The sequence below is a fragment of the Natronococcus sp. JC468 genome (assembly GCF_012163165.1).
GTDB lineage: Archaea > Halobacteriota > Halobacteria > Halobacteriales > Natrialbaceae > Natronococcus > Natronococcus jeotgali.
The window spans coordinates 25034-43515 of record NZ_JAAVUO010000023.1 but is presented as its reverse complement, the minus strand read 5'-3'; the positions used below and the strand labels follow the sequence as shown (position 1 = coordinate 43515).

At 68.0% G+C, this 18482-nt stretch carries 21 protein-coding genes; 11 read left to right on the top strand and 10 right to left on the bottom strand.

Going from position 1 to position 18482, the window contains the following annotated elements:
• Positions 1–278: 278 nt before the first annotated feature.
• A complete protein-coding gene (locus GWG54_RS13775) occupies positions 279–1613 on the bottom strand; it encodes an RNA-guided endonuclease TnpB family protein (protein WP_167938320.1) in 1335 nt (444 codons plus the stop codon).
• Positions 1614–1794: 181 nt separating this feature from the next.
• Here GWG54_RS13775 and GWG54_RS13770 point away from each other — a divergent pair, with 181 nt between their 5' ends.
• Entirely contained in the window at positions 1795–1953 is a 159-nt protein-coding gene (locus tag GWG54_RS13770; RefSeq protein ID WP_008427040.1) for a hypothetical protein, read from the top strand.
• A 155-nt stretch (positions 1954–2108) separates the two neighbouring features.
• Complete coding sequence (locus tag GWG54_RS13765) at positions 2109–2552, top strand: Hsp20/alpha crystallin family protein (protein WP_167938319.1); 444 nt, start codon at positions 2109–2111, stop codon at positions 2550–2552.
• On the opposite strand, the gene GWG54_RS13760 is transcribed toward GWG54_RS13765, so the two are convergent.
• Together GWG54_RS13760 and GWG54_RS13755 are read right to left on the bottom strand one after the other, a co-directional pair.
• Entirely contained in the window at positions 2549–3736 is a 1188-nt protein-coding gene (locus tag GWG54_RS13760) for an FAD-binding oxidoreductase (protein ID WP_167938318.1), read from the bottom strand. The two genes, GWG54_RS13765 and GWG54_RS13760, sit on opposite strands and share 4 nt — an antisense overlap.
• Positions 3733–3966 carry a hypothetical protein gene (locus tag GWG54_RS13755; protein WP_167938317.1) on the bottom strand — a complete coding sequence of 78 codons (234 nt, stop codon included), beginning with the start codon at positions 3964–3966 and terminating at the stop codon, positions 3733–3735. The genes GWG54_RS13760 and GWG54_RS13755 overlap by 4 nt, the downstream gene beginning before the upstream one ends.
• 406 nt (positions 3967–4372) lie before the next feature.
• Here GWG54_RS13755 and GWG54_RS13750 point away from each other — a divergent pair, with 406 nt between their 5' ends.
• A complete protein-coding gene (locus GWG54_RS13750; RefSeq protein WP_245242811.1) occupies positions 4373–5107 on the top strand; it encodes a lamin tail domain-containing protein in 735 nt (244 codons plus the stop codon).
• Between the two features lie 160 nt (positions 5108–5267).
• Here the strand turns inward: GWG54_RS13750 and GWG54_RS13745 are convergent, their stop codons facing one another.
• The 4 genes from GWG54_RS13745 to GWG54_RS13730 all read right to left on the bottom strand — a co-directional run bounded on the left by GWG54_RS13745 (position 5268) and on the right by GWG54_RS13730 (position 8429).
• Positions 5268–6047 (bottom strand): luciferase, encoded by a 780-nt coding sequence (locus GWG54_RS13745; RefSeq protein ID WP_167938315.1) that lies wholly within the window; start codon positions 6045–6047, stop codon positions 5268–5270.
• A 121-nt stretch (positions 6048–6168) separates the two neighbouring features.
• Entirely contained in the window at positions 6169–6759 is a 591-nt protein-coding gene (locus tag GWG54_RS13740; RefSeq protein WP_167938314.1) for a CoA pyrophosphatase, read from the bottom strand.
• Between the two features lie 4 nt (positions 6760–6763).
• On the bottom strand, positions 6764–7261 hold the full coding sequence (locus GWG54_RS13735; RefSeq protein ID WP_167938313.1) for a hypothetical protein: 498 nt from the start codon (positions 7259–7261) through the stop codon (positions 6764–6766).
• 40 nt (positions 7262–7301) lie between these two features.
• Entirely contained in the window at positions 7302–8429 is a 1128-nt protein-coding gene (locus GWG54_RS13730; protein WP_167938312.1) for a glycosyl transferase family 2, read from the bottom strand.
• Between the two features lie 68 nt (positions 8430–8497).
• Here GWG54_RS13730 and GWG54_RS21185 point away from each other — a divergent pair, with 68 nt between their 5' ends.
• Entirely contained in the window at positions 8498–8623 is a 126-nt protein-coding gene (locus GWG54_RS21185; RefSeq protein WP_280842104.1) for a hypothetical protein, read from the top strand.
• A 5-nt stretch (positions 8624–8628) separates the two neighbouring features.
• Here GWG54_RS21185 and GWG54_RS13725 read toward each other — a convergent pair whose 3' ends face one another.
• Positions 8629–9816, bottom strand: coding sequence for a bifunctional oligoribonuclease/PAP phosphatase NrnA (locus tag GWG54_RS13725; RefSeq protein ID WP_167938311.1), 1188 nt, complete (start codon positions 9814–9816; stop codon positions 8629–8631).
• Positions 9817–9878: 62 nt separating this feature from the next.
• Positions 9879–10763, bottom strand: a complete 885-nt coding sequence (locus GWG54_RS13720; RefSeq protein ID WP_167938310.1) for an SDR family oxidoreductase — start codon at positions 10761–10763, stop codon at positions 9879–9881.
• A 137-nt stretch (positions 10764–10900) separates the two neighbouring features.
• On the opposite strand from GWG54_RS13720, the gene GWG54_RS13715 reads away from it, so the two are divergent.
• Positions 10901–11551 carry a helix-turn-helix domain-containing protein gene (locus GWG54_RS13715; RefSeq protein ID WP_167938309.1) on the top strand — a complete coding sequence of 217 codons (651 nt, stop codon included), beginning with the start codon at positions 10901–10903 and terminating at the stop codon, positions 11549–11551.
• Positions 11552–11605: 54 nt separating this feature from the next.
• Positions 11606–11902 carry a HalOD1 output domain-containing protein gene (locus GWG54_RS13710; protein ID WP_167938308.1) on the top strand — a complete coding sequence of 99 codons (297 nt, stop codon included), beginning with the start codon at positions 11606–11608 and terminating at the stop codon, positions 11900–11902.
• Positions 11903–11908: 6 nt separating this feature from the next.
• Here GWG54_RS13710 and GWG54_RS13705 read toward each other — a convergent pair whose 3' ends face one another.
• The gene (locus GWG54_RS13705) at positions 11909–12334 is read right to left on the bottom strand and encodes a DUF5791 family protein (RefSeq protein WP_167938307.1); all 426 of its coding nucleotides are present in this window, start codon (positions 12332–12334) and stop codon (positions 11909–11911) included.
• A gap of 377 nt (positions 12335–12711) precedes the next feature.
• Between GWG54_RS13705 and GWG54_RS13700 the strand changes: the two genes are divergently transcribed.
• The 5 genes from GWG54_RS13700 (at position 12712) to GWG54_RS13680 (ending at position 18367) form a co-directional block, all read left to right on the top strand.
• A complete protein-coding gene (locus tag GWG54_RS13700; RefSeq protein WP_167938306.1) occupies positions 12712–13593 on the top strand; it encodes a coiled-coil protein in 882 nt (293 codons plus the stop codon).
• Between the two features lie 302 nt (positions 13594–13895).
• On the top strand, positions 13896–15197 hold the full coding sequence (locus tag GWG54_RS13695) for a carboxylate--amine ligase (protein ID WP_167938305.1): 1302 nt from the start codon (positions 13896–13898) through the stop codon (positions 15195–15197).
• 68 nt (positions 15198–15265) lie between these two features.
• On the top strand, positions 15266–16261 hold the full coding sequence (gene sppA, locus GWG54_RS13690) for a signal peptide peptidase SppA (protein ID WP_167938304.1): 996 nt from the start codon (positions 15266–15268) through the stop codon (positions 16259–16261).
• Between the two features lie 37 nt (positions 16262–16298).
• Positions 16299–17594, top strand: a complete 1296-nt coding sequence (locus tag GWG54_RS13685) for a DUF373 family protein (protein ID WP_167938303.1) — start codon at positions 16299–16301, stop codon at positions 17592–17594.
• Positions 17595–17641: 47 nt separating this feature from the next.
• Positions 17642–18367, top strand: a complete 726-nt coding sequence (locus GWG54_RS13680) for a diphthine--ammonia ligase (RefSeq protein WP_167938302.1) — start codon at positions 17642–17644, stop codon at positions 18365–18367.
• Positions 18368–18482: the final 115 nt, after the last annotated feature.

Sequence of the window (18482 nt, the reverse complement as noted above, 5' to 3'; positions counted from 1 at the left end):
AACGGTGACTACACGAACGCCCTCGCCGCCCGCGCTGCACGGCAGCGCGGGCGGCGACCCCGTTCAGTTCCACCCGAAAGCCCCGACGCGCCGGACTGCGACTCGGCGCGTCACCCCGTTCAGTCCCGCCCGGCGGTGACCGGGTCGGGAGGCCGACACCGGCGGATCGCACGCGTCTCGAGGCACCTCGATCGAGTCGACGCTTCGGCGTCGGCGACGCTCGGCGTGCCTTGACATCCACCCACGACTGAAGTCGTGGGATTCCTCTCGTGGGAGTCTCAGTCGTCTGAGTCCTCGAGAGCGACATTCCCGCTCGATGCGGTACTCTGGTCTGTGTACTCCTCGTTGGCCATTGTCTCCACAAGGGAGGGCGAGCTATGGTATTCCCGCCAACCGTGATTGTTCCACTTGAGGTACACGGGCCGTGCCATCGACCCGACTTCTGTCTGCTGTCTCAGGAACGATTCCGACGCCACGAGGTCAGCGTGCCCCTCGAAACCACATGGGCACGCCAGCGAATCCTCATGGCGAATAGTCCCTTCGCGCTCGCCACACTCTGGGCACTCCTGACTCGTCCACGCTTCAGAGTCCTCCGTGACCGTGATACCGTATTCTTCACACACATCTTCAAGACGGTCGATAAATCGTCGGTATGCCCAGAAGTTGTGCGTCTTCTCGTTCACATGTGGCGACCAGTGCCTCGAGAGAACGTCTTTGATATCGCCTACGTACAGCGTTGACACACCATCGGCGTGCAGTCGTTCCGCGAGATCGCGGACGAGTGTGTTTTGGGCGTGGTTGCGTCGATTCGTGCGTTTCCGGTACAGGCGGTCGATGCGCTTGCTGGTTTTGCACTGGTCTTCGAGGAGCGACTGATAGGACGCAATCCGCTCGGTGGTTTCACGGAACTGATCGAACAGGTCGCGTCCCTCGTACAGGAGTTGTGAACCGGTCGTGGTCGTGCAGGCGACGAGGTTGTTCGCTCCAACGTCCAGAGCGGCTGAATTGTCAGCCAGTGGTGACTCCAGTCGAGAAGTGTCGATAGTGACTGGTTGAAAAGCCCTGAACGAGTCGGCGGTTTCGTCGTACACGATTTCAAGCCGGTTCTGCTCGCCGCTCCACTTCGCGTTCCCTGAGACTTCAACGCGGAGCCGTTGGTTCCGATTCAACCCCAGTTCGTCTTTGAGGTCGGAGCCGATTGGGACTTCGAGTCGGGAACGTTCTCCGTACTCGATGGTGTACTGGTCGTTGCGGACGTAGGTGCGAAGCACCCGTCCGTCTTCTTCGTTGCCCCAGTACCCCGGTGGCGACGGTCGTTCATCGAGTTTCCCGGCGTGGTGTTTCCCGTTGAGGTCGAAGAACGACCGCCACGCTTCGGAGTTTTTGCGGATAACTTGTTGGGCAACGGAGCTGCTGAGGACGCCTTTGTATTCACCTTCGAGTTTGCCAGTGTCGGCATCCCAGACGTTTTTATCATCGTCTGAGAGGAAGGCTTGGCGGCGAGCGTAGTTGGTTTCGTTCCAGAGACTGGCAGAAGCGTCCAACCAGCGCATGAACGCCTCACGCTCCTTCTCGGAACGGGGGCGAACATCGAACTGGTTGGTTCGCTTCATCACTGGTCGGTACAGTATGTTGATTTATAAAAGTGCACGGGGGAGCGTGGGAGACTCAGCCTGCCATCGCACGTGGTTTGTGTCGCGGAGTGACGGATTCATCCCACGACTAAAGTCGTGGGCTTTCTCCCGTTTCTCTGTAACCCCGACGTTGATAGTACTCGTGGCGCTACTAGCGCCTATGCCACCGACCGAGGAGATCGTCTGCACCGCCGAGGACTGCTTTCTCGACCTCTTCGAGAACCACTACACCTACGACGTTCCCGAGGACTTCGACGTCTCGGAGCTCTCCTGTCCGGTCTGCGGGGGGACCGACTGCCTGCGGCCCGTCGAGCTCTGATCGGTCGCCGTCACCCCGTATTTTGCACGGGCACAATCACTAAGAGCGAGCCCGCCGTACCGTTCGAATCTGACGATGACCTGGATCCCTCGGTCGAGTTCCGTCCCGGCGTTCGGTCGCCCTCGCTCGCGTCGAGCGCGCGGAGGACGGCGCCGATGAGTCTCTCGGATCTCGCGGGCGCGGTGAGCGGGGCCATCTACCGACAGATCGGGCGCGCGAACGGGCGCGTACAGCGCCACCGCCCGCTCGCGGTCGACGTCCTCGAGAACGAGACCAGTTACCTCGTCGTCCTCGACGCGCCCGGCGCCGGCGCCGACGACGTGCAGGTTCGCTACCTCGAGGGAACCGTCAGGGTCCACATCGATCGGTTCCGGCAGTTCCACGACGGCTACGAGATGCGCTTTCCCGGCCGCGGGATGACACTGGAGGGGGAGGCCGACCTCCCTGACGACGCGCTCGTCGAGCCCGACGCGGGGACGGCCACGCTCACCGAATCGGGCGCCCTGCGCATCGAGATCCCGAAGCAGGCGGCCGTCGACGACGTCGAGATCGAGGAAGCGGTCGAGCCCGGGGCTGACGGAATCGCGATCGACGACTAGTTCTCCGGGAGCGTCATCCCCTCGGCGACGTCGAAGGCCTCGTCGCCGTCGAACCGCGTCGGATCGAAGGGGTCGATCCCCGCCCCGCCCAGCACCTGGTCGGCGACCCGTTCGCCGATCGCGGGCGCGCGCATGAAGCCGTGGCCCTGGAACCCGGTGGCGACGTAGAGTCCGTCCGCGAGTTCGCCGACCAGCGGGTCCCGGTCCGGCGTCGCCGTACACAGTCCCGCCCAGGCCCGCACGAGGTCGTCGCCCTCGAGGTGAACTCCCGAGACGCGGTGGTCGACCCGCTCGAGCAAGTCAGTTGCGAACCCCGGCGAGGCGTCCCGGTCGTACCCGTCGGGATCTGCCTCGACGTACTCGGTGCCGTCGCCCGCCAACAGTCCCTCGGGGTGGGGTCGCAGGTAGAACTCCGCGGTCGCGTCGTAACACATCGGTTCGGCGAGTTCGCAGTCGGCGACCAGCGCCTGCACGCGGTAGGGTTTCATCGCGATCGAGATCCCCGCGTCCGCGAGCAGTCGCTCGGTGTGGGCGCCCGCGGCGACGAGGACGGCGTCAACCTCGTGGGTGGTTCCGTCCGCATCGCGCACGACCCGCGCGGGATCGGTCCGAACGCGAACCGGCGTCTCCGGGCGCAGCGTCGCGCCGGCGCCGTCGGCAGCGGCCGCGAGACAGGCCGTGTACTTCGCGGGGTCGGTGTAGCCCGCAGCGCCGGCGATCCCCGCGACCGCGACGTCGTCGGTCCGAAGCGCCCGGAACCGTTCCGCGAGTTCGTCGCCGTCGACCTCGAGCGCGATCGTCCCGTTTTCCTGCATTCGCGTGATCTGATCGCGAAGCGCCGCGGCGTTTCGCTCGTCGCCCTCCCGAGCCAGCCAGACGTAGGGACACTCGACGAACGGGAAGGTGTCGTCACCCGACAGCTCCCGGAAGCGCTCGATCGCGTCGCTACCGATCTCGGCGTCAAGCGGGTCGGCGAAGGCGTCGTAACAGACCCCCGCCGCGCGCCCGCTCGAGCCGCTCGCGATCGAGCCGCGGTCGTACAGCGTCACGTCGGCGCCCTCCCGAGCCAGATCGTAGGCCGCGGTCGCGCCGATCGCGCCCGCGCCGACGACGGCCACCTCGAGGTCACGACCGCGCTCGGTGAAGGCGTCCGCGCCCACGGCGAGTTCGGGCGCCCCGCTCATCGGCGATCACGAGGCCAGCGGGCCTCGAGCGAGCGCTCGGCGAGCCACTCGAGCGGCGCGCGGAGACGTTCCTGTTCGGCCGCGCGGGCGACTACCCCGACGGCCGCGCGATCCGCTCCCGACGGGAGCGCAGGGTCGTACTGTTCGGAGCTTTCGACGGGAACGATCGTGGTGGCGGCCGCCTCGAGGTCCTCGGCAGCCGTCGTCGTCCGTTCGGCGAGCGACGTCATACCCGCCGGTGGGCGCCGGAGGGACTTATTTACACGGGGAAGAACCGAAAAAGAGGACTCGTGGAACCCCCTCGAGGGTGGTCGAACGTGTCTCCTGGGAGTGGGCGGCTCGTACTCATACTGATACCGAGCCGGGACACACCACCGTTTCAGCAATTTCGGGAGCCGGACTGTCGTCCCCACACACCACCGTTTCGGCAATTATAGAGAGACAGTTCGATGCTAGATCTGGAGAGTATGCATATCAACTTCTGGCCAAGACACAATCTAGTGAACCTCTGTAAACATAGAATTTGTTTTTACTGTATGTTATTCTATCAGCACATTTTCTATCTGATTGTATCCACAATAGTTAATTTCTATTCCATAATCATTATATCTGCCTGAGATAGTCGATTACGCGGATATGAAGTTAGATCGACGTACCTTCGTAGTTGGGGCTGGATCGACTCTCGCCGTCGCTGGACTGACCTCGAGCGCTGGAGCTAACGTTTCGATCCCCGTTGAGATCGCGAACGTGTATCCCGTCGAGGAAGTCGTTATTCTCGAGAACACGGGCGACGAAGACATCGATCTGGGCGGATACGTGGTCGATTGGGAGCACGAAGGTGATCAGGATCAGACCGATTCGATCCCACAGGGGACGACGATCGGCGCTGGTCAGTCCTTATCCGTGTGGAGCGGCTTCCAGTCGGAGCAGGTCCCGCCGATCGAGGCCGACGTCCGTCTCGACGAGTACGGTAACGGTCGGATCAACGACTCCGAATCGGACGTTATCGCGCTTCTCACATCTGGGGGGGACGTCGTCGATCAGACGGACGAGACGGTCGGAGACAGTCCCGGCTACGATCCTGACGAGTACGCCGATGACGACGGTACGGGCGACGATGTCGAAGACGAATCCGAGGAGGATAGCGAGACTGAATCCGACGTCGACGACCAGCCCGAAGGAGAGCCGGACGAGGTCGAGGAATCCGACGAGCAGGAAGAAGAACCCGAGGACGACGGATGCGACGATGAAACGGACACCGAGGACGACTGTCCGGACGAGGAAACGGCCACCGAGACAAAGAGCGAAAAGAAGTCCGAGGACGAGGACTGTCCCGAAGAAGAGCCCGAGCCTGAGCCCGAAGACTGCTAACGTGTGACGTCCCCCGTCGCAAACAACGGGGCTTCCCACCGCACGCGGTTGATTTTGGACGCTTGGAGAGGGGCGCTCAGCCACACCCGTATTCCGTCAACAGACACACACCACCGTTTCAGCAATTCCTTAGAAGATGCAATCCGGCGACGGGACGGCGCTACTCGAGCAGGGGATCCAACCCGCGGGCGGGGTAGCCCACGACGGTCGTCGCGCCGGCCTCCCGGAGGGCGTCGGTCTGCTCGCTGACCTCCCGTTCGGTGCCGACCAGCGCGTAGTCCCCCGCGGCCTTCAGCAGGACCTCGCGTGCGCGCCCGGTGGCGCTCGAGTCGGTGGCACACTCCTCGGGCAGGGCTCGAGCGACGGGCCGACGGCGGGCGACGTAGTCGCCGACCGCGTCGAGGACGGCGTCGTCCTCGCCGGCGAACACCGCGGGCGCGTAGACGGCGAGGTCGCCCTCGAAGCCGGCCGCCCGCAGGGCCCGAAGCTCGCGGGGGGTCGACCGCGAGAGCAGGTCGTACTGGGTCGCGCCCGTCGCCATCGCGATCCGTTCGACGCTCTCGGAACCGACCCAGGCGTCGGGATCGGTCTCGAGGGCCGCGCCCAGTCGGGGCGCGACGGCCCGCTCGCGTTCCTCGTCGGTGAGGTAGGCGGGGTGGCCGGCGACCAGCACGCGGCTCACGCTCGCGGGGAGTTCGGCAAGCAGGGAGTCGTCGCCCAGCGGGTCGAAGCCGTCGGCCCGGACCGGGGTCGTCACGAACACGTCGGCGTCGGCCGACAGCGACTCGAGGACGTGCGGCGCCGGGACGTACTCGCGACCCTCGTAGTCGACGGCGATCGTCTCGGCGGGGATCGATGCTGCTCGGGAGACGTCGCACTCGGTGGGTTTGAGCGCGATCCCGTCTAGTCCGGCGCGGGCGAAGGTGCTCGTGGTCAACATTGGAACTCACCTCGCGCGACGAAAGGGCGGCTACGACCGGTGCGGAACGCGATCACTCGTCTGCGCGATCATGGCCGTTCTGGGCGGTCCGCGAGCAAAAAGCTGACGCTCCGCGCAGCGCTCACGGCGTCGAGCGATCGACCCGTTCGGGAGCCTCGAACTCGGTGGCGAGCTCGAGCAGCTGGACGAGCATCCGTCCCGTCGCCCCCCAGACGGTGTAGCCGTCGACGTGGAAGTAGTGGATGACGATGTCACCGTAGTAGGGGTGGTCGCGGCGCTCGAACTCGTAGTTCGCGGGGTCGAGAAACCCCGACAGCGGGAGGACGACGATCTCGGCGACCTCGATTCCGTCGCGCTCGTACTCCCGGTCGGGGATCCGGGCCACGAAGGGGGTGACGGCGTACTCCGAGATCGTCCGAATGTCGTCGAGCTGGCCGACGACCTCGGCTTCCTCGGGCTCGAGGCCGATCTCCTCGTTGGCCTCCCGCAGCGCGGTCGCGAGGATCGACTCGTCCTCGGGTTCGGCGCCGCCGCCGGGAAAGCTCATCTGTCCGGGGTGGTTGCCCAGGTCGTCCGACCGACGGGTAAACAGCAGGTAGTCCCCGTCGTCGCGCTCGACGACTGGGGCGACGACGGCCGCGTCGTACTCCTGGTCGTGGATCTCGTCGGGTCGGTGGGCTGCGACGGGCTCGAGGGTCAGTCTCGGTTCCATCGGATCACTCGAGTGCGTCCTCCAGGCGCGCGCGTTCGTCCGCGAGCTCGACGGGCGCCCACGTCTCGACGTCGTAGCTCGCGTCCAGCAGCGTCTCGATCCTGTCGTCGTCGCCGTCGGCGACGGCGTCCTCGACGGCCGCGACGAACTCCCCGCGAACCGTTTCCCCGAGGGCCTCGCGGTCGAGGCGCCTGGGTTCGATCTCGAGGATGTGCGGAACGTCCTCTGCGCCGTCGGGGACGGTCGGAAAGGCGGTGGGGCCGGCGACCAGCAGCGGCTCGCCGGGTTCGATCCCGTCGGGGACCGACCGGTTGGGGGGGTCGTAGGCGACGAGCGCGAACGACTCGAGGGCCCGATCGACCCGCGCCTCGAGGGCGTCGCGATCGACGTCGCCGCCGCCGTCGCGAAACGCAGCCTCCGCGAGGGCCCGATCGAGTTCGCCCCGAGTCAGGCCGCCGAAGAGGTCGACGACGCCGGCGAGTTCGTCGGCGGTCGCGTCCATATGCCGTCCAACGGTCGGTGCGCTGATAAAGGTTGAGCGGTCAGCTGTCGCGCGCGGAACCGACGCGGGGATCGAGCCACGGTCGGGCCCGCTCGCGGACGAACTCGGGGTCGATCGGAGCGTCGCGCCACTGGGGGAGTCGGCGGTCGGGGCCGGGCGGCGCGATCGCGTCGGCGTAGCGGGCGAGCTGGTCGCGCTCGCCGTCGGGATCGTAGGCGAGTCCGTTGAACGCCGCGTCGGCGCGGTACTGGGCGATCAGCTCGCGGCCCGCCTCCCGGTAGCGCGCGGGCAGGGTCTCGTAGTCGGGGGCGACGCCGCCCTCCTCGAGCACCCGCAGCAGCTCCGCGCCGACGGCGCGGCTCATCCCCTCGAGTCCCGCCTCGCCGGCGACGGCGCGGTGGTCGTGCTCGTGGACGCCCAGGTCGACCTGGGCGGTCCCCTCGAAGCCGGCGTGCTCGAGGGCGTCCCCGAGGGTGCCGACCTCGAGGCCCCACGTCCGGGGCGGGCGCAGCCGTTCGGCTAACCCGGCGGTCATCGCGAACTCGCCGGCCAGCGCGTACCGGAACGCGCCGCAGTACTCGAGGACCGGTTCGTCGTGCCGGGCCGAGAGGGCCCGAATCAGCGGCTCGTAGAGCAGTCGGAACAGGCGCCCGTAGAGCTGCCCCCGTTCGACGCGCGCGTAGTATCCCTTCGAGAAGGCGAACTCGGCTGTTAGGGGCGCGAGCAGCCGACGGACGTGGTCGGCCTCGTAGCTGCGGGCGTCGGCGTCGTGGACGACGACGTACTCGCCGGCCTCGGCGGCGGGCCCGAGCGCGAGCCAGACGTCCCGACCCTTGCCGGCCTCGCCGTCTATCCCCGCGGCCGAGAGCGCGCTCTCCAGCGCCGGCGCGTTACACCACAGCACCTCGAGCGGCAGGGAAAACGACTCGAGCCACTCGCGGAAAGGGCCGATCCGGTCGGCCGAGGCTCGAACCGGGACGACGACCGCGGCGGGATCGAGCGCCTCGAGTTCGCCGAGTACGCGGGCAGCGGCGGGGCTCTGGTGTTCCCGGTCGGTCATCGGGACAACGACGGCCGCCTCGGCGACGGGGTCGGCCGCGGGGCCGTCCGACGGGCTCGCGTCGCCGAGGTCGTGGAGCGTCGCGATCCGCTCCTGGACGTACTCCATCGGTCAACTGTTGGTGCGAGCCGGTAAAACGACCACGACTCCGGCGAGCCGGACGAGGGCTCTCGTCGGTGACCGATCGCCCACGATTGGCCCCGTGGGACGCGCTCGCCAGCGCCTGCCCGTCCCGCCTCGTCGCGACCGCGGAGACGGGCGATCGGTCGGCGCCGGCGGCGGTTCTGCGCGATCGGGGCTGACCGCGCTACCGCCACTTGCCGGCCATCGCCGCGAACAGCCGATCGTCGAAGACCGCCCGCCCGCTGCCGTCCTCGGTCTCGATCGCCTCGAGGTGATCGACGGGGATCTGGCTCCCTCCCATCCGGGCGTGACCCCCGGCGTTGGCCATCGGGACGTCGCTGACTGCGTGGCGAAGCGTCTCGCCCATGTGAACCCGATCGTCGCGGGACCGACCCGAGACGTGGATCGTGCCGTCGTACTCGCCGTAGACGGCGACCGCGGTCACCCCCTCGAGCTGGAGCAGCTCGTCGGCGGCCTGCGAGATCGCGTCGACGTTCCCGATCGAGCCGACGTCGCAGACGGCGAAAGAGCCCTCGATTCGGCGCTCGGTGATCGCTTGCGCCTTCGTCTTGAGGACGTCGTCGCTGACCTGGGGATTGGCGATCCGATCGAGCAGGTCCTCGTCGATTCCGTCGTAGAGGTAGCCACACGCCGCGAACTCGGCCCACGAGCAGCCGCGGGTCAACCGGTTCGTGTCCGACTGGATGCCGTAGAGCAACCCCGTCGCCAGCGCGGGCGAGAGCGCCGGTTCGAGCCCCCCGTCGGTCTCGCCCGCGGGGGCGCCCAGCTCCTCGAAGTACTCCGCGACGATCGTCGAGGCCGCGCCGTAGTTCGTCCGAACGTCGGTGAACTCGGTTCCGGTGCCGTTCCCGGGGTGGTGGTCGACGACCGCGACGGGCTCGACGAGCTGGGCCCCCGTGAACCCTCGCGGCGTGTTGTGATCGACGAGGACGACGGGCTCGGCGGCCAGCTCCGAGGCCGCCTCGACGCGCTCGAGGTTGAGCTCGAGGACGGTTCGGAACGCGCGGTTCTCCTGGTGGCGGATCTCGCCGGGAAACTGTAGGATCGGATCGGTGTCGACCGACGAGGCGATCTCGGCGATCCCCAGCGCACACGCCATCGCGTCGGGGTCGGGATTGGGGTGTAACAGCACCGCGACCTCGTCGTAGCTCTCGAGCAGGTTGCGAAGCCGCACGCCGGGCGGGCGGCGAACCCATCGACCGAACCACCAGCCGCCGACCGCGACGCCGCCGACCGCGACGACGAGCAGGGAGACCACGAGCGGATCGAGCGTCCGAACCGCGTCTCCAACCGAGTCGAGGGCCAGCGTGACGCCCTCGATCCCGTCGCTGTCGGCGCCTCGACGTCGCATACCGCACCATTACATCGGATCCTCAAGAAGGTTCTCCCCGGCTCGTCTGGCGTAATCGCCACCTACTCGCGGGCGGCGATCGCCTCACGGTACCCCTCTCGGAACGTGGGATAGGCGAGCTCGTAACCGAGTTCCCGGAGCCTCGCGTTCGAGCAGCGCTTGCTCGTCAGGATTCGACGGCGGGCCGTCTCGGAGAGGTCGTCGTCCTCGAGTCGCTCCGCCTTCGTCCGCTTGGGCGGTCGCTCGAGGTCCGCCTCGTCGGCCAGCCAGTCGGCGAAGGTCCACTTCTCGACTGGCTCGTCGTCGACCACCTGAACGACCTCGCCGCGGGCGCGGTCGGTCTCGAGCAGGTGTCGGACGGCGCCGGCGGCGTCGTCGCGGTGGACCATGTTCAGGTACCCCGCCGTGACCGGGCCCTCGAGGTAGCGCTCGAGGCGGTAGCGGTCTGGCCCGTACAGCCCCGCGTAGCGCGCGACGGTGCCGTCGAATCCGTACTCAGAAGGGGCCTCGCGGGCGATCCGTTCGGCCTCGGCGAGCACCTCCGTCTTTTCGGTCGTCGGCTCGATCGGGGTCTCCTCGTCGACCCAGTCCCCGTCGTGGTCGCCGTAGACGCCCGTCGAGGACGTGTAGACCAGTCGCTCGGGCGGGTCCTCGCGCCCGCCGAACGCCCTGATCGCCGTCTCGAGTCCCTCGACGTAGATCTCGCGGGCGGCCGCCGCGTCGCGACCGCCGCTGCTGGCCGCGAAGACGACGGCGTCGACGTCCGGAACGGCCTCGAGGTCGGTCGGGTCGGTGAGATCGGCCCGGATCGGGTCGATGCCGTCGTCCTCGAGCCGTTCGATCCCGTCGTCGGAGCGGCGGACTCCGATCGCCTCGTGGCCGTCCTCGAGGAGCTGGCGGCCCAGTTCGCGTCCGACGTAGCCACAGCCGAGAATCGCAACTCGCATACCCCGACTCGGGGTTCGGTCCCCATAATCGCACCGACGGCCCGGAAGCCGACGGGCGCCTCGTCGAGCGAGGGCCGGGAGCGATTCGAGCCGGGAGTGCGCGGAGAACCTATCCCGCTCGAGGCGAAACGGAGCGTATGAGTTTCATCGCCGAGTTCGAGCTCTCGACGCCGATCCTCCGGGAGACGGCGGTCGCGAGCTCGAAACTCACGATCGAGCAGGTCTACCGCTCGGGGGACGACACCACGAAGCTCGTCTTCTGGGCCTACGGGGACGATTCAGAGGCGATCGAGGCGGCCCTCGAGACCGACCCCACCGTCGCCGAGTACTCGCTGCTCGAGGCGCTGTCCGAGCGTCGGCTCTACAGCGCGGCGCTGACCGAGTGGGGTACCGACCTGCTGATCTACCCCGCGGCCGCGACGAACGACATCGCCTTCCGCGACATCACCGTCGCGGGGGACGGAGAGACGCGGATCCGCGCCCGCGTTCCCTCTCGCGAGGCGCTGCGGGCCTACCGCGAGAGCTGTCTAGAGCGGGACCTCGGGTTTCGGCTCCGGCGGATCTTCCGGGAGTCCGAGTCCGAAACCACCCGATACGGCGTCTCGAGCAGGCAGCGCGAGGCGCTGCTGGCCGCCCTCGAGGCTGGCTACTACGACGTGCCCCGGGAGGCGACGCTGGCGGCGGTCGCCGAGGAGCTCGAGATTTCGGATCAGGCGCTGTCGGCGCGGCTCCGCCGCGGACAGGCCGCCCTGCTCCGGAACACGCTCACGACTGCCGACCCCACTTGAAACGTTGGCGATCCAATCAGTGCCGTTTCGACGCTCCCGGCGATACGGGGAGGTATGACTTCGATGACAGCATCCGACGGGGCGAACGGGACCCCGACGACCTACCAGGCCGACCCCGACCAGTCGCTCAGCCAGGCCGTCCTCGAGGCCGTCGGCGAGGCGACCGGCGTCGATCAGCTCGAGCTGGCCGACGAGTTCGGCCCGCTGTATCACGCGATCGACCCGTCGGCGCTCGACTCGCTGTTCTGCGAGCGCGCCGAGACCGGCCGTTCGATGGGCAGCGTCACCTTCGAGTACGCCGGCTACCTGGTGTCGGTCGACCGAACCGGACAGGTAACCCTCACCTCCTGACGGCCGCTACCGCGCGCGACCCGCGATGACGTGCTGGAGATGGACGTACTCCTCGAACGACATCGGCGCGCGCCGTTCGATCTTCTGTTGAACCTCCTTGGCGTCGAGCTCGAGCTCCAGGTGGCTCTCGACGGCGTCGACGTCGAGCACCGCCGTCGTCATCCCCAGCAGCAGGTGCTCGCAGGCCATCGTCTCGATCGTCTCGGCGTCGGGCTCCCCCTCCTCGAGGGCCTGGATCTCGGCGGCCGCCTCGAGCGAGAGGGCGGGCGACTCGCCGGCCAGCAGCGCCTCGAGGGCGTCGCGATCGGCGCTCGTTCGCTCGGCGACGGTCTCGAGCCCGCGTCGGTCGACGATCGAGGCGAGCTGGTCGTCGTACTCCGCGCGGAGGTCGGCTGCCGTTTCGGGGACGGACGTCCGCTGTTCGTAGAACATACGCGAGACCACAGCGGTCGGCCCCAAGTGGATTGCCCTTCCGGCGGCGCCGTCAGTATTTATACCCGTACGCGATATCCCGAATCGTTCGAGTTCGCCCGACGCGACCCCTGCTAACGGTTTTCAGGGGTAAAGTGACCGGTACATTTAAATTACCGGCGACAGTAGATGCGGGTACCAGAACGCCACCGGGGCGCGTATCGCTCGACGATCGATGACAGGAAATCTTATTCACCGAGGTTTCGCAGGTCGCGAGCGAACGCTGTACGCGGCGGGGCGACGAGCCGGCGACTCGCCGAACGCGCGGGTCGACGCCCGGCGACGAGCCGCCCCGACCGCTCCCCGGTGCGGGTATGGCACAGAGGTTTGACTAACACATGGTAGACGAATCGAAAAACATCGAACTGACAGAGGACGACCTCGAAAACAACTCCAAGGGACAGCTCATCAAGAAGGCAGGCCAGCTCCGAGATCGACGAAACGATCTCAACCAGATGGCCTCCGAGCGCGCCTCCGAGCGCGACGACCTCAACGCGAAGACCCGCGAGAAGGTCGACGAGGCCCAGGAGCACCGCGAGAAGCGCGACGAGCTCAACGAGCAGGTCCAGGAGCACAAGGACAAGCGCAACGAGCTCAACGCCGAAGCCAACGAGCTGTTCGACCGCGTCGAGCAGCTCAAGTCGGACATGGAGCTCGACGAGGGCAAGGACCTCGAGGAGCTCGAGGAGGAGATCGAGCAACTCGAGTTCAAACAGCAGACCGAGGTCCTCTCGAGCGAGGAAGAACAGGAGCTCATCGAGAAGATCGAGTCCAAGCGCGAGGAGTACGAGGAGCGCAAGCAGAAGCTCGACCAGAACGAGGATCTCGAGGAGCTCGTCGAGGAAGCCGAGGAAGTCCGTTCGGAGGCCTCCCAGCACCACCAGAAGGTCACCGAGCTCGCGGACAAGGCCCAGGAGCACCACAACCAGATGATCGAGGCCTACCGCGAGGCCGACGACATCCGCGACGAGGCCGACGAGATGCACGAGTCCTTCGTCGAGGCCCAGGAGGCTGCCGACCGCCACCACGAGGACTTCGTCCGCGTCCAGAAGCGCCTGCGCGAGCTGGACAAGCAGGAAGAGGAGGAGCGCAAGTCCGAGCGCGACAAGAAGAAAGAGGAGGCCAAAGAGGAGGCCGAGGAGATCTATCAGAAGTTCAAGGAAGGCGAGACCCTCGACACCGAGGACCTGATGAAGCTCCAGAAGACCGGACTGCTGTAGGCCGATTCGTCAACCTGTGTCTGCTGCCGTTCGTTTCTCTCGGTAGTGACCGCCCCCCTTCTCGACTCCGGGCGGTCCCGCTCGGCGGTCGGACAGCCGTCGTCTCGAACCCGTAGCCGTCGAGTACGATCCCCGATCCGACGGTCTCGAGGGACGGAGTTCGACCGCGAGCGCCGGCTCTGACCCGAAGACCGTGGTAACCGGGACTTACGCCGTCGATCGGGGACCGTGTGCGGGCGCCGGCTCCGGACGCGATCGGTAGTCCGGCAATAACAATGGGTCCATCGCGTGGCCCGACTCACATGCACGAGTCCAGGGACGACGTCGCCGTCTTCGTACCCGGGATCGACGCCCCGAGTACGGTCGCCTGCCTTCGGTCCCTTCGCCCTCGCGGTATCAGAACGATCGTCGGCTCCGAGACCGCGACCACGCCCAGCGCAGTCTCGCGGTACTGTGACGAGTTCGTCCGCCTGCCCGATCCGGCCGAGGAGCTGGCGGCCTACGGCGACGCCCTCCTCTCGGTCGCCCGTCGGCCCGACGTCGAGACCATCGTTCCGGTCCGCGAGGAGGACGTCTACGCGCTGGCCCGACAACGGGAGGCGTTCGCGGCGTCGGTTGCGACCCCGTGGCCGACGTTCGAGACGCTCCGGACGGTTCAGGACCGGATCGAACTGTTCGCGGCGGCAGAGCGGGCCGGCGTCGCCGCCCCCGAGACCGCCCTCCTCGACGAGTGGGACGACTGGGATCGCGAGACGATCATCAAACCCCGCTACTCGGTCGCCACGCCGGAGTACCTCGGGCCGACGTACGATCGGGTCGAGGTCGGTTCGACGGCCTACCAGACGCCCGGGACGCCGCCGAACGCGGCCGCGGAGATCGAGGCTCGCGGCCACGTCCCGCTGGTCCAGGAGCGGATCGCCGACTCGAGGGAGTACGGCTTCTTCGCGCTGTACGATCGCGGCGAGGCGGTCGCGACCTTCCAGCACTGTCAGCGACGGGGCTGGGAGTACTGCGGCGGCCCCAGCGCCTACCGCGAGTCGATCTACCTCCCCGAACTCGAGGCCGACGGCCGGGCGCTTCTGGACGAACTCGAGTGGCACGGGCTGGCGATGGTGGAGTTCCTGCGGGACCCTCGCGACGGGCGGTTCAAGCTGATGGAGATCAACCCCCGGTTCTGGTCGTCGCTGCCCTTTACCGTCCAGGCGGGCGCGGACTTTCCGTTCTACTACTGGCAGCAGGCGGTGGACGAGCCGATCCCGGGGAAGCCGACCTACGAGACGGGGCTGGGCGGCCACCTCCTGCGGGGGGAGCTGAGCTACCTGCACAGCGTCCTAACCGAGGAGTACCCCGCGGTCGAGCGCCCGTCGCCGCGGCGGGCCCTCCGCGAGGTCGGACTGTCGCTGGTTCGCCAGCCCCGGTTCGACTACGCGGTCGCCGACGACCCGCTGCCGTTCGTCCGGGACGGTCTGAACGTCCTCCGGGAGTGGGTCGGCGACTGGACGGCCGATCCCGACGGCGAACTCCCCTACCGCGCCGACGCCGACGGACGGGTCGCTGACGACGGGGATTCCGCCGACGCACCCGGGGGCGTGACCGCCGAGTGACGGCGCTGGACCGCCAACGCTTAACGGGGTTGCGGCGTCACTCACGGGTATGACTCGAGGTGTCCGGAGTGGTCAGTAGCGATGGAATCGGTCGACTCGCCGTCCTCGCGGCCGGCGCCGCGGCCTTCGCGGTGGTCGGGGTCGCGCTGTTCGTGGTCTACCCCGAGACGCTCGCCGACCTCGCGGGCGTTCTCGCCGCGCTCGCCGCGACCGCGCTGGGCGTGCGGATCATCGGTCCGATCGCCGGCAGCATCTTCCCCGGCTACGACGTGGCCGAAGTCGCCGTCGAGGGACCGATCACCCGTGACGGCGGGGGCGGACGGTTCCCCTCAAGCCCGGGGTCGACGCCCGCCGACGACATTGTCGACCAGATCGACCGCGCCGACGAGGACGAGGCCGTCGACGCCCTGCTGGTGAAGCTGAACACGCCCGGGGGCGAAGTCGTCCCCAGCGACGACATCAAACTCGCCGCGGAACGGTTCGACGGGCCGACGATCGCCTACGCGACCGACGTCTGCGCCAGCGGCGGCTACTGGATCGCCAGCGGCTGCGACGAGCTGTGGGCCCGCGACGGCTCGGTCGTCGGCTCGATCGGCGTCATCGGCTCGCGGGTCAACGCCAGCGACCTCGCCGAGCGGCTCGGGGTCTCCTACGAGCGCTTCGCCGCGGGGCGGTTCAAGGACGCCGGCACCCCGTTAAAGGAGATGAGCGACGACGAGCGGGCCTACCTCCAGGGGCTGATCGACGACTACTACGAGACGTTCGTCGAGCGGGTCAGCGAGGGCCGTGAGCTCGACCCGGAGTTCGTCCGCGAGACCGAGGCTCGGATCTACCTCGGCGAGCAGGCCCACGAGATGGGCCTGGTCGACGAACTCGGCACCCGCCGCGAGCTCGAGGACGAACTCGCGGATCGGCTCGAGCGGGACGCGGTGGCCGTCGAGGAGTTCGAACCCAGGCGGCCGCTGATGGCCCGCGTCGGCGCGGGCGCCCGGAGCGTCGCCTACGCCTTCGGCGCCGGCGTCGCGGGCCTCGTCGGCGACCGCGAGTTCCGGCTGCGATTCTAGCCGTGGTTTTATCGTCGCACGGGATCGAACGCCTACCGTGACAACGCTGGTGGTCTGTCTCGACCGGACCGACGACGTCGGGCGCAAGACCGGGCTCCGGTCGCCCGTCGTCGGCTGGGAGGCAGTTCGCGCGCTGGTGACCGACGTCGGTCTCGCCGACCCCGAAGACTCGGGCGTCAACTCCCTGCTCGAGACGCTTCGGGTCGCCCAGGACCTCCGCGACGACGGCGAGGCGGTCGTCGTCGCCGTCGTCTCGGGGGACCGCGAGTCGATGGTGTCGGCCGACCGCTCGGTCGCGCGACAGCTCGACGACCTGATAGCGGCCCACGACCCGGAGTCGGCGGTCGTCGTCATCGACAGCGCCGAGGACGAGCGACTGGTGCCGATCGTCGAGAGCCGCGTGCGGGTCGACTCGGTCGACCGCGTGGTCGTCCGCCAGGCCAGGGACATCGAGTCGACGTACTACTTGCTCAAGCAGTTCCTGGCCGACGAGGAGCTGCGCCAGACCGTGCTCGTCCCGATCGGACTGACGTTGCTGGTGTTTCCGATGCTCGCGTGGTTCGTCGGCCCCGCGGAGGGCGCCGCGGCGATCACGACCGTTATCGGCCTCTTCTTGCTCTACAAGGGGTTCAACGTCGACGAGGTCGTCACCGGGCTCGCCCGCCGGATCCGCGAGTCGCTGTACTCCGGACAGGTCTCGGTCGTCACCTACGCCGTCGCGGCCGGACTGACCCTCGTCGGGATCTTCGTCGGCGTCCTCGGCGTCTCGAGCCTCGAGGACGCCTCGGGCGTCGCACTTCCGGCGGTGCAGTTCGCCTTCGACAGCGTCCCCTGGCTCGCCGCCGCCGCCCTGACCGCCAGCGCCGGGCGACTGCTCGACGAGGCGATCGGCGAGGAGCCGATCCGCGGCTCCTACCTGAATCTGCCCTTCATCGTCGTCGCCGTCGGGCTGGTCGTTCGGGGGTTCTCGGCGTACTTCCTCGAGCAGCAGGCGCTGATCGATCCGGTCCAGGTGTCCGCGATCGAGCTGGGCGTGCTCTCGATCGACACCTTCGGCATCACGGCCGGCGAGCGGTTGGCGGGCTACGTCGTCAGCGCCATCGTCGTCAGCCTCGTCGGCGCCAAGGTCGCCGCGACCTTCAGCGGCGACGCCGACCGAACCGTCCTCGAGGACGTCGCGCCGGAGTCGGGGCTCACCGACGGCGGCCCCCAGGGGCTCGACGGCTGGCGGTCGGATTCGGACGGCGACTCGAGCCCGGGCGCCGATTCCGAGTCCGAGGGGTCCGACTCGACGCGCGACGAGGCCGGATCGGGTCCTGACTACCCCCGGTAGCGTCCGGAACTCGTCACCCCTATAGTTCCCTCGGCCCAGGTGTCCGTATGAGCGACGCAGACGGCGCCTGGGTCAGCCTCTTCTCGGGCGGCAAGGACTCGGCGTGGGCGCTGTACAGGGCCCTCGAGCGCGACCTGAACGTCGAGCGGCTCGTGACCGTCCACCCGACGGGCGACTCCTACATGTACCACGTCCCCGCGACCGAACTGGCCGGGCTAGCGGCCGAGAGCATCGGCGTTCCGCTGCTCGAAGTCGAGCCCGACGATTTCGGAGCCGACGCCGCGACCGACGCGAGCGCGCAGGGCGACGACGAGCTCGAACCCCTCGAGGCGGCCCTGCGGGAGCTCGACGCCGAACTCCCGGGCGGGATCGCGGGCGTCACCGCCGGCGCCGTCGAGAGCGAGTACCAGACGAGCCGGATCGAAGCGATGTGCGACCGCCTCGGCTGTGATCTGTTCGCGCCGCTGTGGCGCGAGGACCCCCGCGAGCTCGCCGACGCGATGCTCGCCGCGGGCTTCGAGATCCGGATCGTCCGGGTCGCGGCCTACGGCCTCGACGAATCCTGGCTCGGGCGCACGATCGACGCGGAGGCCCTCGCGGAACTCGAGGCGCTCAACGAGGAGTACGGCGTCCACATCCTGGGTGAGGGCGGGGAGTTCGAGACGCTGGTCGTAGATGGCCCGCACATGGACCGGCGCATCGCCCTCGAGCACGAGACCGAGTGGGACGGCACCCGAGGGACGCTGCGGGTGACCGACGCACGGCTGGAGTAACGGTACTGGACTGCGAGTGAGCGGAGCGAACGAGCAGTTTTTGGTCCAGATTTTTGCTCGAGCGGTTCGACCGAACGAAGTTCGGGAGAACCCGAGAGGAAAAAGGTGGTTCTGA

What these genes read in the sequence shown, in the direction of transcription:
- GWG54_RS13775 (WP_167938320.1), bottom strand. Translation starts at nt 1,613, where the DNA reads ATGAAGCGAACCAACCAGTTCGATGTTCGCCCCCGTTCCGAGAAGGAG.
- GWG54_RS13770 (WP_008427040.1), top strand. Translation starts at nt 1,795, where the DNA reads ATGCCACCGACCGAGGAGATCGTCTGCACCGCCGAGGACTGCTTTCTC.
- GWG54_RS13765 (WP_167938319.1), top strand. Translation starts at nt 2,109, where the DNA reads ATGAGTCTCTCGGATCTCGCGGGCGCGGTGAGCGGGGCCATCTACCGA.
- GWG54_RS13760 (WP_167938318.1), bottom strand. Translation starts at nt 3,736, where the DNA reads ATGAGCGGGGCGCCCGAACTCGCCGTGGGCGCGGACGCCTTCACCGAG.
- GWG54_RS13755 (WP_167938317.1), bottom strand. Translation starts at nt 3,966, where the DNA reads ATGACGTCGCTCGCCGAACGGACGACGACGGCTGCCGAGGACCTCGAG.
- GWG54_RS13750 (WP_245242811.1), top strand. Translation starts at nt 4,373, where the DNA reads ATGAAGTTAGATCGACGTACCTTCGTAGTTGGGGCTGGATCGACTCTC.
- GWG54_RS13745 (WP_167938315.1), bottom strand. Translation starts at nt 6,047, where the DNA reads ATGTTGACCACGAGCACCTTCGCCCGCGCCGGACTAGACGGGATCGCG.
- GWG54_RS13740 (WP_167938314.1), bottom strand. Translation starts at nt 6,759, where the DNA reads ATGGAACCGAGACTGACCCTCGAGCCCGTCGCAGCCCACCGACCCGAC.
- GWG54_RS13735 (WP_167938313.1), bottom strand. Translation starts at nt 7,261, where the DNA reads ATGGACGCGACCGCCGACGAACTCGCCGGCGTCGTCGACCTCTTCGGC.
- GWG54_RS13730 (WP_167938312.1), bottom strand. Translation starts at nt 8,429, where the DNA reads ATGGAGTACGTCCAGGAGCGGATCGCGACGCTCCACGACCTCGGCGAC.
- GWG54_RS13725 (WP_167938311.1), bottom strand. Translation starts at nt 9,816, where the DNA reads ATGCGACGTCGAGGCGCCGACAGCGACGGGATCGAGGGCGTCACGCTG.
- GWG54_RS13720 (WP_167938310.1), bottom strand. Translation starts at nt 10,763, where the DNA reads ATGCGAGTTGCGATTCTCGGCTGTGGCTACGTCGGACGCGAACTGGGC.
- GWG54_RS13715 (WP_167938309.1), top strand. Translation starts at nt 10,901, where the DNA reads ATGAGTTTCATCGCCGAGTTCGAGCTCTCGACGCCGATCCTCCGGGAG.
- GWG54_RS13710 (WP_167938308.1), top strand. Translation starts at nt 11,606, where the DNA reads ATGACTTCGATGACAGCATCCGACGGGGCGAACGGGACCCCGACGACC.
- GWG54_RS13705 (WP_167938307.1), bottom strand. Translation starts at nt 12,334, where the DNA reads ATGTTCTACGAACAGCGGACGTCCGTCCCCGAAACGGCAGCCGACCTC.
- GWG54_RS13700 (WP_167938306.1), top strand. Translation starts at nt 12,712, where the DNA reads ATGGTAGACGAATCGAAAAACATCGAACTGACAGAGGACGACCTCGAA.
- GWG54_RS13695 (WP_167938305.1), top strand. Translation starts at nt 13,896, where the DNA reads ATGCACGAGTCCAGGGACGACGTCGCCGTCTTCGTACCCGGGATCGAC.
- GWG54_RS13680 (WP_167938302.1), top strand. Translation starts at nt 17,642, where the DNA reads ATGAGCGACGCAGACGGCGCCTGGGTCAGCCTCTTCTCGGGCGGCAAG.